This window comes from Chryseobacterium sp. PvR013, from assembly GCF_017833095.1.
Lineage (GTDB): Bacteria > Bacteroidota > Bacteroidia > Flavobacteriales > Weeksellaceae > Chryseobacterium > Chryseobacterium culicis_A.
In genome coordinates this window covers 5,288,192-5,306,425 of the sequence record NZ_JAFIBT010000001.1, presented here as the reverse complement: position 1 = coordinate 5,306,425, position 18,234 = coordinate 5,288,192, and the positions used below count along the sequence as shown (strand labels likewise).

Annotated in this window: 14 protein-coding genes; 8 read left to right on the top strand and 6 right to left on the bottom strand. The window is 36.3% G+C overall.

What is annotated here, in order from left to right:
* Positions 1-10: 10 nt before the first annotated feature.
* Both JOE44_RS24110 and JOE44_RS24105 read left to right on the top strand, forming a co-directional pair.
* Positions 11-388, top strand: coding sequence for a hypothetical protein (locus tag JOE44_RS24110; RefSeq protein WP_209788539.1), 378 nt, complete (start codon positions 11-13; stop codon positions 386-388).
* A 52-nt stretch (positions 389-440) separates the two neighbouring features.
* Entirely contained in the window at positions 441-1,454 is a 1,014-nt protein-coding gene (locus JOE44_RS24105) for a TQO small subunit DoxD (RefSeq protein ID WP_209788536.1), read from the top strand.
* Between the two features lie 317 nt (positions 1,455-1,771).
* Here JOE44_RS24105 and JOE44_RS24100 read toward each other — a convergent pair whose 3' ends face one another.
* The 6 genes from JOE44_RS24100 to JOE44_RS24075 all read right to left on the bottom strand — a co-directional run bounded on the left by JOE44_RS24100 (position 1,772) and on the right by JOE44_RS24075 (position 8,907).
* Positions 1,772-2,368: a hypothetical protein gene (locus tag JOE44_RS24100; RefSeq protein ID WP_209788533.1), complete on the bottom strand. Its 597-nt coding sequence runs from the start codon at positions 2,366-2,368 to the stop codon at positions 1,772-1,774.
* Positions 2,369-2,749: 381 nt separating this feature from the next.
* Positions 2,750-4,327, bottom strand: a complete 1,578-nt coding sequence (locus tag JOE44_RS24095) for a DHA2 family efflux MFS transporter permease subunit (RefSeq protein ID WP_209788530.1) — start codon at positions 4,325-4,327, stop codon at positions 2,750-2,752.
* A gap of 116 nt (positions 4,328-4,443) precedes the next feature.
* Positions 4,444-5,547, bottom strand: coding sequence for an HlyD family secretion protein (locus JOE44_RS24090; RefSeq protein WP_209788526.1), 1,104 nt, complete (start codon positions 5,545-5,547; stop codon positions 4,444-4,446).
* Positions 5,548-5,563: 16 nt separating this feature from the next.
* Entirely contained in the window at positions 5,564-6,880 is a 1,317-nt protein-coding gene (locus JOE44_RS24085) for a TolC family protein (RefSeq protein ID WP_209788523.1), read from the bottom strand.
* Positions 6,864-7,490, bottom strand: coding sequence for a TetR family transcriptional regulator (locus JOE44_RS24080; RefSeq protein WP_245169853.1), 627 nt, complete (start codon positions 7,488-7,490; stop codon positions 6,864-6,866). The genes JOE44_RS24085 and JOE44_RS24080 overlap by 17 nt, the downstream gene beginning before the upstream one ends.
* Before the next feature lie 298 nt (positions 7,491-7,788).
* A complete protein-coding gene (locus JOE44_RS24075; RefSeq protein WP_209788519.1) occupies positions 7,789-8,907 on the bottom strand; it encodes a DNA polymerase III subunit delta' in 1,119 nt (372 codons plus the stop codon).
* Between the two features lie 388 nt (positions 8,908-9,295).
* On the opposite strand from JOE44_RS24075, the gene mdlD reads away from it, so the two are divergent.
* The 6 genes from mdlD (at position 9,296) to JOE44_RS24045 (ending at position 18,232) form a co-directional block, all read left to right on the top strand.
* A complete protein-coding gene (mdlD, locus tag JOE44_RS24070; RefSeq protein ID WP_209788518.1) occupies positions 9,296-10,615 on the top strand; it encodes an NAD(P)-dependent benzaldehyde dehydrogenase MdlD in 1,320 nt (439 codons plus the stop codon).
* A 199-nt stretch (positions 10,616-10,814) separates the two neighbouring features.
* Complete coding sequence (locus JOE44_RS24065) at positions 10,815-12,128, top strand: hypothetical protein (protein ID WP_209788516.1); 1,314 nt, start codon at positions 10,815-10,817, stop codon at positions 12,126-12,128.
* A 1-nt stretch (position 12,129) separates the two neighbouring features.
* On the top strand, positions 12,130-12,720 hold the full coding sequence (gene lptC / locus JOE44_RS24060; protein ID WP_047421210.1) for an LPS export ABC transporter periplasmic protein LptC: 591 nt from the start codon (positions 12,130-12,132) through the stop codon (positions 12,718-12,720).
* A gap of 12 nt (positions 12,721-12,732) precedes the next feature.
* On the top strand, positions 12,733-13,776 hold the full coding sequence (locus JOE44_RS24055; RefSeq protein WP_209788514.1) for an anhydro-N-acetylmuramic acid kinase: 1,044 nt from the start codon (positions 12,733-12,735) through the stop codon (positions 13,774-13,776).
* A 443-nt stretch (positions 13,777-14,219) separates the two neighbouring features.
* Entirely contained in the window at positions 14,220-15,854 is a 1,635-nt protein-coding gene (locus JOE44_RS24050; RefSeq protein ID WP_209788511.1) for a T9SS type A sorting domain-containing protein, read from the top strand.
* A gap of 2 nt (positions 15,855-15,856) precedes the next feature.
* Positions 15,857-18,232, top strand: a complete 2,376-nt coding sequence (locus tag JOE44_RS24045) for a hypothetical protein (protein ID WP_209788508.1) — start codon at positions 15,857-15,859, stop codon at positions 18,230-18,232.
* The last annotated feature ends 2 nt before the right edge of the window (positions 18,233-18,234 follow it).

Sequence of the window (18,234 nt, the reverse complement as noted above, 5' to 3'; positions counted from 1 at the left end):
TTTTGTAACCATGCCCCATTCAGGAATCCATATGAAAACCTATAAAGCCATCATTACGATGCTTATATTGGTGTTTTCATTATCACCATGTTCTGTGAAAAGAAATGTTCTTGATATTTTTGACATTCAATACATCAGCGGGCTGAATAAAGTAAAAACAACTTCATCTCTTTCCTTTAGCTGTGATCTCGCTTCTGCTTCTTCAGGAATTTCAGTTTCAAAAACTAAAGTTCAAAGCCGATACAGTAAATTCTTATTGAGTGCTAATCAAGCTACAGGTAACTTCGTTGAAGAAAAGATTCTCCTCAATACCTATTCCGGGCATTCTACAGGAAACAGCCCTCCAAAATATATTCTATTTAAAAGACTGAAACTTAATCTGATTTAAAAATTTTTAAATCTAATAACAATCAGTTTTTTACAATACAATATTAATTTCAATGAAACATACCATAAACAGCCAGTCTTCGGACCTGGCCGGATTATATACTTTATCCCTCCGCATGGTGATCGGATGGACTTACTTTTCAGCGTTCTGGCGCCGACTTATCCTTGAAAACAAGCTTATTCCTGACGAAAAAGGATACATAGGAGAAAAATTCAATCATTTTTTACCTAATGCCCTCGGCATAAAACCTATTATTGAATATCTTGTTACCCACCCGGATGCCTTGGAGCGCTCCATGATCATCTTTACCATTATTGAAGCCGTTGTAGGATTATTCATTATTCTCGGATTATTTACACGGTTAATGAGTATCGGAATTTTCAGTCTTGCCCTCGGGATATTATTAGGTTCCGGCTGGCTGGGAACAACCTGTCTTGATGAATGGCAGATCGGAGTTTTAGGAGTTGCCGGCGGATTTGTTCTGTTTCTTACCGGAAGCGGTCCTTATTCACTGGATTATTATTTCATGAAGAATAACAAAAGCTTCACTCAAAAAAGATGGTTTCAGTGGCTTGGCTCAGGAAATTTCCCTGTCTCACAACCCAAAGTTCTTGTACTGGCAGGTTCGTTTATCATATTGGGTTTAACTCTTTTTACCAATCAGTATTTCCATGGAGGTGTATGGGGAACCCTGCATAATAAATCGGTAAAACCGAAGCTGGAAATTTCAAATATTTCTCATACTAATTCGGATTTAAAATTTGAAGTGTACAGAACGGAAGGAGCCGATGTGTACGGTTCTTTTCTGATAGGCATTCATATTCTGGACAAAAATGGAAATATTTTAAAAGAGCTGGATCATAAAGAACTTGCCGGATTGTCTAAAGAAAATATAAAAAATCATTATGTTGCCAAAGTGAAACCGGGAAAGCACAGTCTGGTAGTTCCATTGGGAGCAAAGGCTGATATAACCGTGAGTATTGATGATATAATTGAAAAAAGTGAAATTCAGGCTCTAAAGCTGATTGATATCAGTGGTATTGAATGGATTGAGAATATTAGATAAAATATTTTGTTGGTAGGCACAAAGGATTTTCATGCTTTAGGCTATAAGACGCAAAGATTTTATCTCCGATAAAATTGAATGCTGCAGACGATATTTATCTGTTTTGTTAAATGGGCAACACCCATTCCTATTGATTTTTCTTTATGATATCATTTCGTGAAAATAAAATCTACGGAATCAACTAAATCGTAAGTTTGCTTATCAGTTTTGTCTCAAACCATTGGATATTTATCCATAATAAAAGCGGATTAAAATCCGCTTTTATCACTATTTTGAAATAAAAATTCTGTAAAATCAACGAGATATTTGTAAGAATTCTATTTTTCTACGATTACTACATGATAACTGCATGAGCTGTCAGGATCTAGTTTGAGGACTTTTATATCCAATAAAACATCCAGTCCCATTGTATCGCAAACTCCCTGTATGAAAGGTTTTATGACCGGCCATTTCAGCAAACCCGCAATCTGCAGGCTCTGGGTGATTTTATGATAGCGGTCTACTCCTTTAATCAGTAATTCACATTTGTAGTCATTTAATTCTTTAAATTCAAAGTTATATTCGGGACTGGATGTAAAAATTGCTCCTATCAGTATTTTTGCTACAGCAGGAATACCAGGCTGCAGGTTAGGTTTTGTTTCAAGATTTCTCAGCGCCATTCTTGATCCGAGATCATACATAAAAGTACTGGAAAGCTGTTCTATAGCTTCTGCTCCATAAAGTTTTCCGATTTGTTTGAGCATCCCTCCATAAAAAGCACCTGTAATATCTGACAAGCGCTGGGTAAGTTCAGTAAAGGTTTTGGGAAAGAAATCTGAAATAATCTGAGGCTGATCCATTTCAGGAAGATAAACATCATTTTCTCTGAAGTCGGATAACGCGGCATAAGTTTCCGGCAATTGAATTTGATTCATATTTAATACGGTTTAATTAGGTAACGCAACGAAACACACCACTTCATACAGCTTCGGAAATGGGAAAATTGTCTTTATGGAATATAAAAACAAAATAAAAAGTAGCTGTTTCAACTGTTTTTAATACATGAAGTTCAGATAAAAATCTGATACTGTATTGCGATAAATCCTTTTTGATTGGACTCTTGAATGGTGAGGGAATGTATTCATACTTTTTTCATTTGGTATGGTAAAGCTAGACAAAATAAATAAATTCTCCAATATGTGATATTATTTTTTCTTTAACAAAATTACAATCCAAAGATATTGACTGATACTATTTTACAACAGAAACAACATAAAAAAACCTTCGAAAAGTTCGAAGGTTTTTTTTATTATAATTTAGTGCATGGCTTCACTCAAATCTATTTTTTCTTTGCTCTTTCTTTCTTTTACAAGTAAGATAAACGGAATACATATCAGGAATACGATTCCGAGGTAAAGAAATACATCCATATAGGATAATACCGTTGCCTGTTTCGTTACGGATAAGTCGAGCATTTTATATGCGGCATTCATTGCTGCATCAGGAGTCATTCCTTTCGCTATAAAATTTGCTTTAAGGGCGGCAAGCCTTTGCTGAACTTCAAAACTGTTTTCGTCAAGGTGGGAAATCAGGTTATTCCTGTATTTCTGACCCGCATTGGCAATAAAGGTAGTAATTGCTGCAATCCCGAAAGATCCTCCCAGCTGTCTCATCATCCCTGTGAAAGCGGCTCCCTGGCCAATCTCCTGCCCTTTCAGTGTACTTAAGGACAAAGAGGTAATCGGAATAAACAATAATCCCAAACCTGCTCCTCTCACAATCAACATCCAGAAGAAGGCATCTTTACTGGTATCCGGTGTCAGAATTTTGTATCCCCAGAAGCTATAGACAAAGAAGATGAATAATCCTAAAGAAACCAGAATCTGTTGTTTTGCTCCTTTTGCCAGTAATCTACCAATGATAGGCATCATAAAGGCCGTCGTTAAAGCTGCCGGAATCATCAGTGCCCCAGACTGAAGTGCTGTCCATCCCAAAATACTCTGGGTATACAGTGGAACGATGAACGTGGAACCATACAGCCCGAATCCAAGCACGAATGACATCATGGTTCCGATTCTTAGGTTACTATTTTTAAGTACCCTGAGCTCAACGATTGGATATTTAAAGGTAAGTTCTCTCCAAAGGAATAATATAAATCCTAAAATTGCGGCTACTGTGAAGGCTACAATCATTCCGCTTTCAAACCAGTCTTCTTCATGTCCTCTTTCCAGAATGAACTGTAATGAACCTACTGTTACTGCCAGCAATCCAATCCCAATCCAGTCAACATCCGAGACTTTACGTTTTTCTGCATATTTCGGACTTCTTACAAACTGCAGCGTCATCAAGGTTGCTGCAATTCCAATCGGAATATTAATATAGAAAATATAGGGCCAGCTGAAGTTATCAACGATATATCCTCCAAGAGGCGGACCTAAGGTAGGACCGATAATTACTCCCAAACCATAAATAGCCTGAGCCATACTTCTTTTTTCAATCGGATAAGATTCCGTAATAATCGTCTGTGAAGTTACCAATAAGGCTCCCCCACCGATTCCCTGCATCAATCTGAAGAACACAAGTTCCCAGATATTGGTCGCATTTCCACATAAAAATGAAAATATGGTAAATATAATGATGGATGCCGCAAAGTAATTTCTACGCCCAAACTGCTGGGAAAGCCAGCTCGTCATTGGTACTATAATTACGTTACCAATGGCATAAGCCGTAATTACCCAACCCACTTCAGAAAGTGTAGATCCAAGATTCCCCTTCATTTCATTCAAGGCAACATTGACAATCGTGGAGTCTACAATTTCAAGAAGGGCACAAAGGATAGCCGTAATCGTAATGATTACTCTACGCGCTCCATATTCTACTAATGAATCTTGCATAAGTTTTTTACGATGTAAAAAATCAATTGTGAATTTTGCTTCGCAAGTGAATAGTGAATTTTAAAGCTGATTCCCTATTAACAACGAAATTCATTGACTTTTAACAGTTTTAAAGGTTATTTCAAAGCAACTTCTGCCTTCACGTTCATTCCTGTTCTTAATCTTTTTGCAATGTTCTTATCAAGATTTACAAAATCGATTTTTATAGGAAGTCTCTGAACTACTTTTACGAAGTTACCACTCGCATTATCCGGAGGAAGAATAGAGAAAGTAGCTCCTGTAGCCGGAGAGAATGAACTTACCACTCCTTCAAACTCCTGATCAGGGAAAGCATCAATCTCAATTTTCACTTTTTGCCCTTCTACCATTTTATCTACCTGTGTTTCCTTAAAGTTGGCCACAACCCATTTCTGATCGTTTTTAACCAAAGCAAACAACTGTGATCCTGCCTGCAGATACTGACCTGCCTGTGTAGATACTTTCCCTACATGACCGTCTTCAGGTGCAACAATTACGGTATATGATAAGTTTAATTTTGCATTTTCCACATCTACTTCTCTTTGTTTAGCAACAGATCCGGCAACACTGATTTGTTGTGAACTTGCAGCCGTTTGAGAAGAAGCAATATGGGTTTGCTGAGCAATTTGATTTCTCTGATCTACTAAAACCTGTAACTGTCTGTCTGCAGATTGTTTTGCTGCTAAAGCCTGCTCATACTGCTGTTCTGTAATAGAATGGTCTTTTACAAGATTAGCATATCTCTTCAAATCCTGAGAAGTTTTCCAAACATTTACTTTTGCGGCTTCTATCTGAGCATTGGCAGTGACTACCGCTGCTTCTGAAGAACCGATATTTTTTGAAGTAGCCGTTGTAGTAGCTTCTGCATTGGAGATATTACTTCTCGCTGTAGATAATGCTGCCTGAGCCTGTTCAAGAGCCATTTTCTGATCTCTGTTATCCAAAATCACCAACGTATCTCCTTTCTTTACAAACTGGTTGTCTTTTACTTTTACCTGAGCTACATATCCTGAGATTTTAGAAATTACCGGTGACATATTGGAAGCGATTTGAGCATCGTCAGTCTCTTCATGGTACTGTCCGTAAGTAAACGCTCTGTAACCGTAGATTCCTCCTCCGATTACTACTGCAGCTAAAATGATAGGAAAAACTAAACTTTTTTTCTTTTTAGGTTCAACTGCCTGTGTATTATTATTTTCCATTTTGGTTTCGATCTGATTATTTAATTGTTAAAGTTCCTGTTGTCTGTAATAGTTTTCTGTATGCCAGTGCAGCATCTGCCTTAGCATTGATTACGCCAACGTTGGCAGCAATCTGCGCCGCATCTGCATCCAATAATTCTGTCATGGTTGCAAGACCGTTATCGTATTTATTTTTGGTAATTCTGTAGTTTTCATTAGCCTGCTCAGCAGATTTTTCAAAAACAGTAATTCTCTTCTTTGAATAATCTGTGTTCTGATACTCTCTGTTTACATCAAGCTTAATGTTATCATTCAATAATTCATCGGTAGCAGCAAGCTGTTTTTCTCTTGCCTGCGACTGTCTCAATGAAGAATTTTCTTTCCACAGGTTGGATAAGTTATAGGAAACTCCAATCCCTACGTTAATCGCATTGTAAACAGTAAGAAACTTAGGAATATCAGCTGCGACATAACCTCCTGTAAAGGCAATAGAAGGAAGATTTTCTGCTTTTGCTGCTTTTGATCCCAGTTCTGCCGCTTTTCTCTGTTGAGCCAAAGCCTGTAAGTCTTTACGATTTTCTCTGGCTTCGGTAACATAAAAATCAACAGGTTTTACGTCTGATCCTTCCTCAATATAATTTTCATCTACTGCCAGCTCTGTCGTTTCAGGAAGTCCAAGTAATAAATCCATATTGATGTTGGCAATATTGTAGTTATTTTTAGCTTCCAACAGTTGAAGTTCAATATTTGAAGTCTGAAGATTTGCCTTTAATCTGTCATTTCTTGCAATCAAACCATTGTTTTCCATTTTAAGGAAAGTTTCATCTCTTTTTTGAGAAGCGGCAAGATTTTCTTCAAAGACCTTGATAGACTGGTTGGCTTTAAACAGGTTGTTATAAGCCTGGGCGACATTATAAGCAATGGCAATTTTATCATTCTCAGTACTTAGTTTAGAAGCTTCTACCAAATATTTAGCTGACTGAATACCATATTTGATTCTTCCCCCGCTGTAGATCGGAACGCTAAGGTTAGCTGAACCGTAAAGCACCTGATGTACTTCTGGGCCACCTGCTCCACCGGAAACTCCCGGAAGTTTAATATCAACATTCGGTTTTATCGGAAGGTACATATAGCTACCTGACACTTTTAATTCCGGTAACTGTCTGTTTTTAGCCTCCAAAAGATCAGCTGTAGCCTCTTCGATCTTGGCTGCATCGATCTTGAGATTCTTGCTGTTCTGGATTCCCAGCTGCACGGCTTCGTCAAGAGAAAGTGTTTTTTTCTCCTGAGCATTTACATTTGCTATTCCTACGAATAGTGATAATGCAATCACTGAGTTATTTATTCTCTTCATAACCTAAAAGGTCTTTTAGTAAATATTTTATATGTTTATTAAGTTCTGTGTAGTATTTTTCATCAAAAGCTTCTTCTTCTTCTGTTTCATTCAGGAACTCTTTATACATTTCTTTAGCATTGAATGCATAAAATAAGGTTCCGCTTACCGTGGAATGAAGCAGATAAATAGGTGGGTTTTTGGTGAAAATTCCATTTTTAAGACCACTTTCCAATATTTGGGAATACATAGAAAGGAATCCCATTTTGGTTTGTTTCAAAAATTCTACAATCTGAGGATTCTTTGTATGCAGCTGCTCTCTCTGCATAATTCTGTAGAAGCATTTTTGAGTTCTGATCTTGTGAGAAAACTGATCAATAACTTTTTCAATTTTCTGCCACTCGTTGATATCTGTTCTTCCCAAAAGATCCTTTGAAAAAAACTGACCTTCATTCATTCTGTATTCCACTAATTTCTCATAAAGTTTTTCCTTAGAGCCAAAATAATACGAGATCATAGAGATGTTTACATTAGCATCCTTTGCAATTTCGCGGGTGGAAGTCCCTTCGAATCCCTTTTCTGCAAAAAGCTTCTCGGCTGCGAATAATATATTTTCTTCTTTTGAAATCATGTTAGTGTTCATTTTTCAGGGCGCAAATGTACACAAGTTTTAACACAAATCAAACGATTGATTGATTTTTTAATATAGATTTAATTTATTGTAACGGAAAGACGGTTTCTATAATGAGTGCTGGAACTTCTGGAAAGCCTGTTTTGGAAGAAAAACAGCTGGATAAAGTTTAATGATAATGGAAAATTTGGGAGAAATTCTCTACAAAATATCAATCTTTAACACAATTTTACTGGAAAACACTTCTTAAAAAAAAGGAAAATACAAACAAAAACTCCGGTGAGACCCGGAGTTTTATTTATGTGCTTTTGTGAATATATCTTGATAATTTTATGCCGAGATCGGTCCAGACAATTTTAGGATTTCCGTTTCGGGTAAGGTGCAGATCCGCAGTATTGATTTCTTCCAGAATACTTTCAATGTTGCCGCCACTGATAAATTTTGAAAACCCGGCCCAATTGAAGCCGTTCGCATTAATCTTTTTATACACCAGATTTTCGGACTGATAATTTTGAAGTAATGCCAGTCTGAAAATTTCAGAACAATAGTTGAGGAAGTTTTTCTGTTTTTCCCTGTTCCATCCTGCAATTTCCCTTGCCCAGAAAATAATGCTTTTCAAATATTCAGGTTTCTTTTTAACCATAAATGCATCTCTCACCCACTGTACAAAGAGCTTTTCGAATTCATTGCTTTTATCTCCAGAATTCAGCAGTTTTATGGCATCATTGAGATCTCCCTGTGCTTCATGAACAATCTCTCTCACTTTTTCTTCGGAAACAGAAAAATTCTTTTTGAGATGATTTTCAATATCTTCATCATTAATTCTGGGAATCTCTACAATCTGTGCTCTGGAAAGAATGGTTGGAAGAATATCGTTGGTGCTTTCAGCTGTAAGAAGAATAACAGTCTTTGCAGGTGGCTCCTCCAAAAATTTCAAAAACTTATTGGAAGCGGCAGTATTCATTTTATCAGCTCTCCAGACGATAAGAATTTTGGTTCCCCCTTCATAACTTTTCAAAGAAAACTTCTGGTTCTGGTCATCAATCTCATCAGCAGAAATAAATAACTGTTTATTCTCCGATTCTAAAAAAGCAGTCCAGTCATCATAACTTGCATAAGGAGAAGCCAGGATCATTTCTCTGAACTCATCAAATTTATTTTTACTTAATGAATTTTTATTATCGGTAAAAACCGGAAAACTGAAATGCAGATCCAGGTGATTAAGGTGCTCTACCTTCACCGCAGCATGTTCATTTTCCCGCATGAAAATTTCCTGTGCATAGGCCAATACCATAGGCAGTGTTCCGTATCCCTCCTTTCCTACAAAAAGTTGGGCATGGCTCACTCTGTTTTCAGCAATGCTTTCTCTAAGAAGTTTTTTCAGATTTGTCTGTCCGGCGATGTTCTCCCAATTCATGTTTCAAAGATAAAAAATCTTCTCTCATTTCATAAAATTAAGTCTGCTTAAAATCCATAAAAATATAGATCATACATTTTGAGTTTCCTTAAATCTATAAAAATACAGGATATAATAAAACCATGAAGAAGGGTTGAAGAAATAAATTATAGTTAAGATGAATCATTCTGATTTTAAGCTTATAGCGAAGCTTATCTTACTACTCTTAACACCTTCATACCATCTTAGTGGTTCAAAAAAATGCCTCCTATTATAGGTAATATCAATAATAGGATTAGAATAAAATATAAATTAAATTTTACACAATGTAATTTTATACAATACATTTGCAACGTGAAATTATTCGTAAATTCATTACCATTTCACACCTATTTAAAATATTAAACCAATGGATACAAACCTGGAACAAAAAATTAAAGGGATATTTCAACAGCAGAAAGCCTTTTACAAAACGAATCAGACTAAAGATATTGAATTCAGAAAAGCACAATTAAGAAAATTCCGTGAAGTTTTTTTACAGCATACTGATGCACTTTGTGAGGCTTTGGATACAGATTTGGGGAAAAGCAGAAAAGAAGCAGAGTACGTGGAGATTCAAATTGTTATCAGTGAACTTGATTATTTGCTGGAAAATGTTGATGAATGGGCAAAGCCAACCCCTGTACCTTCAAAACCACATCCTTCAGATGCTGAAATTGTAAGTAAAGTGACCTATCAGCCTTATGGAGTTACGTATATTATCGGACCTTTCAACTATCCAGTTCAATTAACATTCAGTCCGCTGATTGGGGCTTTGATTGCAGGAAATACAGCCATTATAAAACCTTCTGAAAATACGCCTCATGTAGCTCAGGTTCTTGAAGATATTGTCAGAAAATCTTTTGATGAATCTTATGTAGCGGTTATTCAGGGTGCTATTGAAGAAAATACATTGTTATTAAGTTTACCTTTTGATTATATTTTCTTTACAGGAAGCCCGAATGTTGGGAAGATTGTTATGAAAGCAGCTGCAGAGCAGTTAATTCCGGTGACCCTTGAACTGGGTGGAAAATCTCCAACGATTGTTCATAAAGATGCAGATCTGGATAAAGCCGTGGCAAGAATATCTTATGGAAAATGGATTAACTGCGGACAAACCTGCGTTGCTCCTGATTATATCTATATCCATGAGTCTGTAAAGGATGCCTTCATTGAAAAATTCAAAGCTAATCTGGATACAACTTATGAAGGAGAGTCACTTGGGAAAATAGGAAAAATAGTTAGTCAGAACCAGATTAAACACCTGGCGGGTTATCTGGAAGCAGCTCCGGAAAAAGTGATTTACGGTGGAAAATATGACCTTGAAACGCGCCATTTTGGGGCTACTCTAATGGATAATATTACCTGGGATGATCAGGTGATGCAGCAGGAGATTTTCGGGCCTATTCTTCCTATTATGACGTATAGCGATATGGAAGAGGCTTTGGAAGAAATCAATAGCCGTCCTAAACCTTTAGCATTGTATATTTTCACAGAAAATCAGGAACTGGCTGATTATGTTTTACATCATACGACAAGCGGAGATGCTGAAATCAACAGTGCCATTATCCACGTGGGTTCTCACTATTTACCTTTTGGGGGAGTAGGAACTTCAGGAATGGGAAAATACCATGGAAAGTTCAGTTTTGAATGTTTCAGCCACAGCCGATCTGTCCTTCAGGTAAAATAAATAATCAGGTAATAACGAATATAAATAAAGACTGTCTGCTCAAGAACAGTCTTTTTTTATGTACAACAGAATTGCTATTTTTAAGGCTGAAAATTTGCATTTTTCTTTGAAAGAAAAGCCCTTAACAAACTTTAACCACATATAATTTTTACAATTCATTAATATTTAAGATATTTGCGCATTGTTTTAAAAATAAAGAATGAAAAAAATCTTTGTAGTATCATTCATATCAGTTGGATATTTTCTTAATGCACAGAGTCTAAGCAACTCTCCTTATGCAACGTATGGAATTGGAGATGTGAAATATGATAATACGATCGAAACTACTTCTATGGGAGGTATATCTACTGCTTTTATAAGTGATTTTACCAGTAGTTTCAATTTTGCCAACCCGGCAAACAACGCCAATTTTGAACTTACGAGTATCAGACTGGAAGCTACCAACGAAAACAATTATTTCAAATCGAACTATAACGATATGAAATCTACAAAGCATTCTACGTATCTTTCCAATATTTCGCTTGCATTTCCATTATCTTCTAAAGTAAAAATGGGAATCTCTTATCAGCCATACAGTTCTAAAAGCTACGATATCGTAACGGAACAGCTTGGTGAGGATAAAACTCCTCTTTATAGAAATAATTTTAAAGGAAGCGGAACTTTGAACACTGCTCAGATTGCTCTTTCTTATAAGATCAGTCAGGAATTGTCTGTAGGGGCAAAAGCTAACCTTTACTTTGGAGATCTTAATGACCTTAATGAGTTCCGTGCTTACAACAGTAATCTTGGTACCTATGTAGGTGAATATGTTAACGGTTATGAGACTAAAAACAGAATCAGAAACTTTAATTTCACATTAGGTACAAGCTACCAGACTTTAAATACGCGTACTGATAAGAAGTTTACCGTAGGAGCTACTGCTACTTTTGGTAATACAAGTAATATGACTACTCAGTACACCAACAGTACATACAGATATTCTGATGCTCAGGAGACTACGAAAGTTACCGGATCAGAAACAATCATAGAGCAAAAAGAAACAAAATCTAAAAACCTTCTTCCACTACAGGCTTCATTAGGGGTTGGATATGGAAGTGAAAACCACTGGTTTGTATCAGGGCAGGTAGATTATAAAAAAGGAGAAGATATCTCTTATTTTGGTAAAGATTTTAATTTCCAGGATACTTACAGAATTTCTGCAGGGGGATGGTATCTTCCGAACTACAATAACTTTAGAAACTACTTCTCAAGAGTAATCTATAGATATGGTGCTTTCTACGAGAGAGGAAACCTTAATCTGGAAGGAAACAGTATCAACAAGTTCGGTATTTCTGCAGGGGTTATGCTTCCATTCAAAAACAGTAGTATCACAAGAATGAGTGGTCTTGAAATAGGGTTAGAAGTAGGTAAGAGAGGTACTCTTCAAAACAATCTGATCAACCAGAATTTCGTTAACCTGAGAATCGGCTTTAATTTTGCTGACAAATGGTTCAGAAAGACTCTTTATAACTAAAATGAACTTTTCAAAAAAAATATCATATAAAAATATAGCATGCCTTTTTAGTTGTGCTATATTTTTTATATTGACATCCTGTGAAGAGGATCTTACCAAAAGAAATGGCAGCCAAAGCAAAAATTTCCCTTCACAAATCATCAACAACGCCAATATTATACAACGTGATTCCGGTTTTGTTACTTTAAAGGCCAAAGCGCCGATCATTGAAAAATATGAGCTGATCGACAGCCCGTATGTGGTAGCCAGAAAAGGAATCGACATTGAGTTTTTTGATAAAAAGAAACCTAAGGTTCCAGGAAGAATTACGGCTAAATACGCCCGTATTTTTGAATACAAAAAGTTCTACGAAGCCAAAGGCGATGTAAGAATAAAAACCAATGAAGGACAGAGATTTGCCATGCAGAGTATTTATTGGGATCAGCGAAAAAACAGAATCTATACTAAAGATACGGTATACGTTACCATGGAAGACGGCTCTACGCTGGTAGGTGCCAATGGAATGACTGCCAAAGATGATTTTTCCGAATATACATTCTATAACAACTCAGGAGATTTCAGTTCTAAAAGAATTTCTGAGAATAAAAAATAATTCCAAAAAACTATGAAAGCTCTGGCTATTGGACTGATGTCCGGGACAAGTCTGGACGGTTTGGATATCTGCCTTGCCAAATTTGAAAAACAGAACAGATGGACCTTTCAAATCCTGAAGGCCGAGACACTCTCCTATTCTGAGGATTGGGAATCTCAACTTAGAAACTCGGTTCACCTTTCTGCTGAAGATTTACTGGAACTGCATTCAGAGTATGGTTTTTATCTGGGACAGCGGGTTAAAGAATTTATTCATAAACACCAGCTTGAAAATATCGACCTGATTGCTTCTCATGGGCATACCGTTTTTCATCAGCCAAAGAGAAAATTCACCCTTCAGATTGGTGACGGCAGAGCAATCAAACTGGAAACCGGATTACCCGTCATTTATGATTTCAGAAGTCAGGATGTCCTAATGAAAGGAAATGGGGCGCCTCTGGTTCCCATAGGTGATGCATTGCTTTTTTCGGAGTACAGCGCTTGTTTAAACCTTGGCGGTTTTTCCAATATTTCATTACAATCAGGCGAAAAAAGAATCGCTTTTGATATTGCCCCGGTGAATATTATTTTGAATTATTTGGCTCAAAAGCTTCATAAAAACTTTGATGAAAACGGAGCATTGGCTGAAAAAGGAAAAATCAATGAAACTTTACTGAATCAGCTTAACGCATTGGATTTCTACCATATTCCACCTCCAAAATCTTTGGGAATTGAATGGTGCAACCAGCATATATTTCCAGCTCTTGAAAATATAGAAACCCTGGATGCGCTGGCAACTTTTACAGAACATGCCGCGCAGCAGATTTCCCTTGTGATCAATAAAAATAATATAAAAGATATTCTGGTTACAGGCGGAGGTGCCTACAATACGTTTTTAATTGAAAAGATAAGAGCAAAAACAAAAGCCGAGGTGATCATCCCTGAAAAAGAGATCATCAATTATAAGGAAGCTTTGATTTTTGCCTTTATGGGCGTTCTAAAAATGAATAATGAGATCAATGTGTTGTCTTCTGCCACAGGAAGTACAGCAGATCATTGTTCGGGAGTTATTGCTTAGATATTTTCATACTTTTATTTCACCGATCAGCTCAGTCAGGGAAATATCATTTATTGCATAAGTTACAGAAATAGTGACAATACTGGAAGTAACCTTTCCTTTTTCCACTTTATAGAGATACTGTCTATCTTCCCTATCATCATAGCAAGTTTCGTTTGTGAAAGTCTTTTCTTTTCACAGAATATTGTTGTTCGATTACATAATTCAACATGTATTCTTCCCTTAACTCTAAGATTTTATATTCTTCAATACATTTAACTTATACAAAAGGAATTATTGGTTTCAATTAAAACTAATACAGTTATCATCGTAGTCAGAAGAGTAAACAATTTATGTTATCAAAAGCAACATGCATTAAGAAAAATTAATAGAATATTGGCTTTTACGCAATATAAAAGTAGGTTATAGATAATAATTTTAACCATCAAATACAACGCGAGCTAATGAAAAAAATTTATCTCAGTGCATTAACCTTATGTACAATACTGGAAATATCTGCCCAGGATATTCTCTGGCAAAAGGATTTCAGGTCCGGTACGCAGAACTTTCTAAGCCAGATTACAACAACTATTGATCAACAATATCTGATCACAGGAAGTTCTATACAGTCAGGAAGCGAGGAGCGGAAGTCTGGAAGTAAGCAAAACAACGGCTATGATTTCCACCTGGTAAAACTCAACCAGCAGGGGCAGGAAGTTTGGGAGAAATATTTCTCAGGACAAAACCATGATTACCTGTCAGCCACTGTTACCACACAGGATGGAGGATTTCTTCTGGCCGGAACTTCTTATTCAGGAAAAGGATTGGATAAAAAAGAGGATTCCAAAGGAGGATCAGATATCTGGCTGATCAGAATCAATGAATTTGGAGACCAAATCTGGCAAAAAACTATAGGCTCGCCTGCCGATGAAGAAGCCAGAGCGGTAATTCAAACTACCGATTTAGGATTTTTTGTGGCCGGTAATGTTCAAAACTCATCAAAAGGTTACGGTTCCAAAGATGTTCTGATCACAAAACTCGACAAAGACGGAAAAGAATTTTCACAATTGATTTTAGGCGGAAAAGGATTAGATGAAGTAGAAAAGATGATTCCAACGAAAGACGGAGGAGCGTTACTGGGGATTTATTCGAGGAGTTCCGAGGTTCGGGTTTCGGGTTCTGAAAAGGATTCCGGGGTGCGAGGTGCGGGTTCTGCATCAAATGTTCAAAACTCAAATCCCGTATCCCGAAACTCGAAACAAATTGAAAATTTTGGTGAAGGAGATTACTGGATTGTCAAGTTGGACAAGAATGGAAAAGTAGAATGGGAAAAGAACTTCGGAGGGAAAGGTGATGATCATATCAGAACGCTGGCATTGGCTTCAAATGGCTTTATCATCGGTGGAGAATCCAGATCAGAAAGATCAGGAAACAAAACCGTAGGAATTGAAGAAGGAACAGACCTTTGGCTGATTGCCCTAAACGAAAGAGGCGATGAGCAGTGGCAGAAATCTTACAATTTGGGAAACAGGGATATTTTGATGGGAATGAGTGTGATTCATTCAGCAGATGATAAATCTTCCAAAGGAATCTTATTAGGCGGCTATACTCAAGCAGAAGGAAGAATACAAACGGATGATGAAACCTTCTGGATGCTGTATTTGGATCAGAATGGTACCGAGCAGTGGAGAAAACATGTAAAAGGAGAATCCAGAAAGAAAGAAGAAAGACTTTCAGACTTAAAGCTGAACAGAGATGGTTCTATTGTATTGGCAGGAACCAGTGCAGAAGAATTAGGTAAAGAGAACTGGAAGATTATCAAACTGGGAGACAAACAGGTTGATCAGTTAATAGAAAAATACGACATTAAAATTTATCCGAACCCTGTTTCAGATTATGCTTATGTGGAAATAGGATTCAATGATTTCAAAGAAGCAGATATACTTTTATATGATATAAGCGGAAGACAGATTCAAAGTATAAAAACTAAGAACAGAGTAACAAAAATTAATACCCAGGCTTTGGTTCAGGGCGCTTATCTGGTGACTGTAAAAACAGATACAGATAAAACAGCATCTGCAAAACTCATTAAAAAATAAATATGATGAAGAAAATATATCCAGATTTTTTTGTCCCGTTAGTCTTTCTGATATTAGGAATACAGCAGGGATATGCACAGAATGTAGCGGCATTAGAAAAGTCTATTGCATCAATATCCAATTATATTGATATGCCTGTAAATGAGGCTTCAGGAATTCCTAATATAAATATTCCCCTACTCAGTATACCTATGGCTGATAATAACATCAATTATCCTATCAGTTTACGGTATAATGTCAGAAATTATAATAACATCCGGGGAGTCAGTGATATTGGCCAGGGATGGTCATTGTTTGGAACAAGTATTATTTATAGAGATATACAAAGTGTTGAAGTCGAGTGTGATAGAATTAATAATCAGTATGATCCGTACGAAAGCACTTATTATTACAATGTACTTGATTTATCTGGGAAGTTTACTGTTAAAAAGGATACCAATGGTTATAAGGTTGTCAATTTAAATCCCAATAATAATATCACAATAGAAATTAATAATTCTATTATGGCAACTGGGTTAGAATTCGCCATAATAACTAATAATGGTTATAGATACAGTTTTAATAATATTGATAATTACCAATTTAAATGCAATAATTATCCAAAACCCAGTGGAGTGGCATCTACTTATTATCTGGCAAAAATTTTTACCCCCACAGGAGTTGAAGTGGCAACTTTTGATTATCAGTTGCAAAATAAAAACGTTCCGAGCCAGATGGCTCAGCAATACTGTAAACTAAAGTCAATAAAAACGGTCAAAGGAGAAGTTAACTTTACATTTATTTATGATGAGAGTTTAGAAAACACCGTTAATGATCCTTACTGGCTAAAAGAAATTACACTCAAAAATCCTTCAGGTGAAGTGCAGTATTCTTATGTAATGAACAGTTATATATCTGCTTTTCCCTCGTCTGATGTATGGGGAAGAAAACGCATTTTAAATTTCATAAGAAAAAACGATAAAAATAATCTCAAAATAGAGCAGACTATTTTTGGCTATGAAAATAGTGCGCAGTCAGGAAATCAGGAAGGAATACTGGAAAAAATAACGACACCCGCAGGAGGGATTGCGGAATATAAGTATGAAGATCACGTTTATACCAATTCTGCTTCCGCAGCTGGAAATATAGCAAAGAGAGTTAAAGTCATCAACTATTATAAAAATAGCATTGATATTGCTCCGGAAAGAACCATCAACTATGATTATAATCTTTTTGGAACAACAACATCATCAGGATATAAATATTATGGAGAAATAGATGAGTATAATGAGCAAAAACAGGTTTCTTATATCCTCTATAAAAATGTGAAAGTATGGGAAACCGGTAAAGGGTATACCCAAAAAACATTTATTACTCCTAATGATTATCCAAAATATTTGACCAACCAAATATATGTTAATTATTATTATTTCTGGCCTTATTATGATATCACAAGGTGGGGTTTACCATCGAAGGAAGAAGTGTATGATGATCAGAACCGATTGCTTTCTCAAAAAGAAACTAATTATTTCTTTGATCAATATTGGGAAAGTCAGTATGATTTTAAGATTCACCCGGAATATTCAGTATTTATTTCAGAGCACATTTCCAGTAAACGCTCTTATATTTTAAAAACACTTCAAACAGAGAAGGAATTTTATGCTAATAATCAAAGTATAACTAAGGAAACAGAGGTTAGCATCAACGCTATAAATCTTAAACCCGGTTACATAAAATCAGTTGTTAACGGGAAAGTAAAAGAAAAATCCATTACTTATCCTACTAATTTACCCGGATATTCTCATCTGGAAAGCGCCCATATGATTGGTGTACCGGTGTCCGTTGAAGAAAAAGAAAACGGGAAGCTTCTTGCCAGATCAAAAGTGTTATTTAATAACGGCTCTTTATTGCCTACCTCTGTTCTTGCTACCAATATTGAAGATGAGAATACGAAGGAAATTCAAAAGATGGATTCGTATGATTACAAAGGAAACCTTATCCAGCTTTCAAACGCAGCAGGCGTAAAAACTGCCATGATTTACGGATATAATAAATCGCTCATCATTGCTAAAGTGCAAGGGGCAGCATATGATCAAATCTGGAATCTAGCGCAAGACTTCATTGATGCGTCAGACGTAGACAACAATGCAGGAACTCAGGCTTCCGAGGAAGCATTACTTTCAGCAATGAATACTTTTAGAAAAAAACCTGGCCTATCCAATTTTCAGATCACTACTTATACCTATGATCCTTTAGTTGGGATCAGAAGTATGACTCCCCCATCAGGAGTTACGGAATATTATATTTATGACAATACGGGAAGGTTACACTCTGTAAAGGATAAAGACGGAAATATTATCAAGGATTACCAATACCGATATAAAAACTATAAAGACTAACA

Coding starts and splice junctions, on each gene's coding strand:
- lptC (WP_047421210.1), top strand. CDS start 12,130: ATGAACTTTTCAAAAAAAATATCATATAAAAATATAGCATGCCTTTTT.
- JOE44_RS24050 (WP_209788511.1), top strand. CDS start 14,220: ATGAAAAAAATTTATCTCAGTGCATTAACCTTATGTACAATACTGGAA.
- mdlD (WP_209788518.1), top strand. CDS start 9,296: ATGGATACAAACCTGGAACAAAAAATTAAAGGGATATTTCAACAGCAG.
- JOE44_RS24110 (WP_209788539.1), top strand. CDS start 11: ATGCCCCATTCAGGAATCCATATGAAAACCTATAAAGCCATCATTACG.
- JOE44_RS24090 (WP_209788526.1), bottom strand. CDS start 5,547: ATGGAAAATAATAATACACAGGCAGTTGAACCTAAAAAGAAAAAAAGT.
- JOE44_RS24075 (WP_209788519.1), bottom strand. CDS start 8,907: ATGAATTGGGAGAACATCGCCGGACAGACAAATCTGAAAAAACTTCTT.
- JOE44_RS24080 (WP_245169853.1), bottom strand. CDS start 7,490: ATGATTTCAAAAGAAGAAAATATATTATTCGCAGCCGAGAAGCTTTTT.
- JOE44_RS24100 (WP_209788533.1), bottom strand. CDS start 2,368: ATGAATCAAATTCAATTGCCGGAAACTTATGCCGCGTTATCCGACTTC.
- JOE44_RS24065 (WP_209788516.1), top strand. CDS start 10,815: ATGAAAAAAATCTTTGTAGTATCATTCATATCAGTTGGATATTTTCTT.
- JOE44_RS24105 (WP_209788536.1), top strand. CDS start 441: ATGAAACATACCATAAACAGCCAGTCTTCGGACCTGGCCGGATTATAT.
- JOE44_RS24095 (WP_209788530.1), bottom strand. CDS start 4,327: ATGCAAGATTCATTAGTAGAATATGGAGCGCGTAGAGTAATCATTACG.
- JOE44_RS24045 (WP_209788508.1), top strand. CDS start 15,857: ATGATGAAGAAAATATATCCAGATTTTTTTGTCCCGTTAGTCTTTCTG.
- JOE44_RS24055 (WP_209788514.1), top strand. CDS start 12,733: ATGAAAGCTCTGGCTATTGGACTGATGTCCGGGACAAGTCTGGACGGT.
- JOE44_RS24085 (WP_209788523.1), bottom strand. CDS start 6,880: ATGAAGAGAATAAATAACTCAGTGATTGCATTATCACTATTCGTAGGA.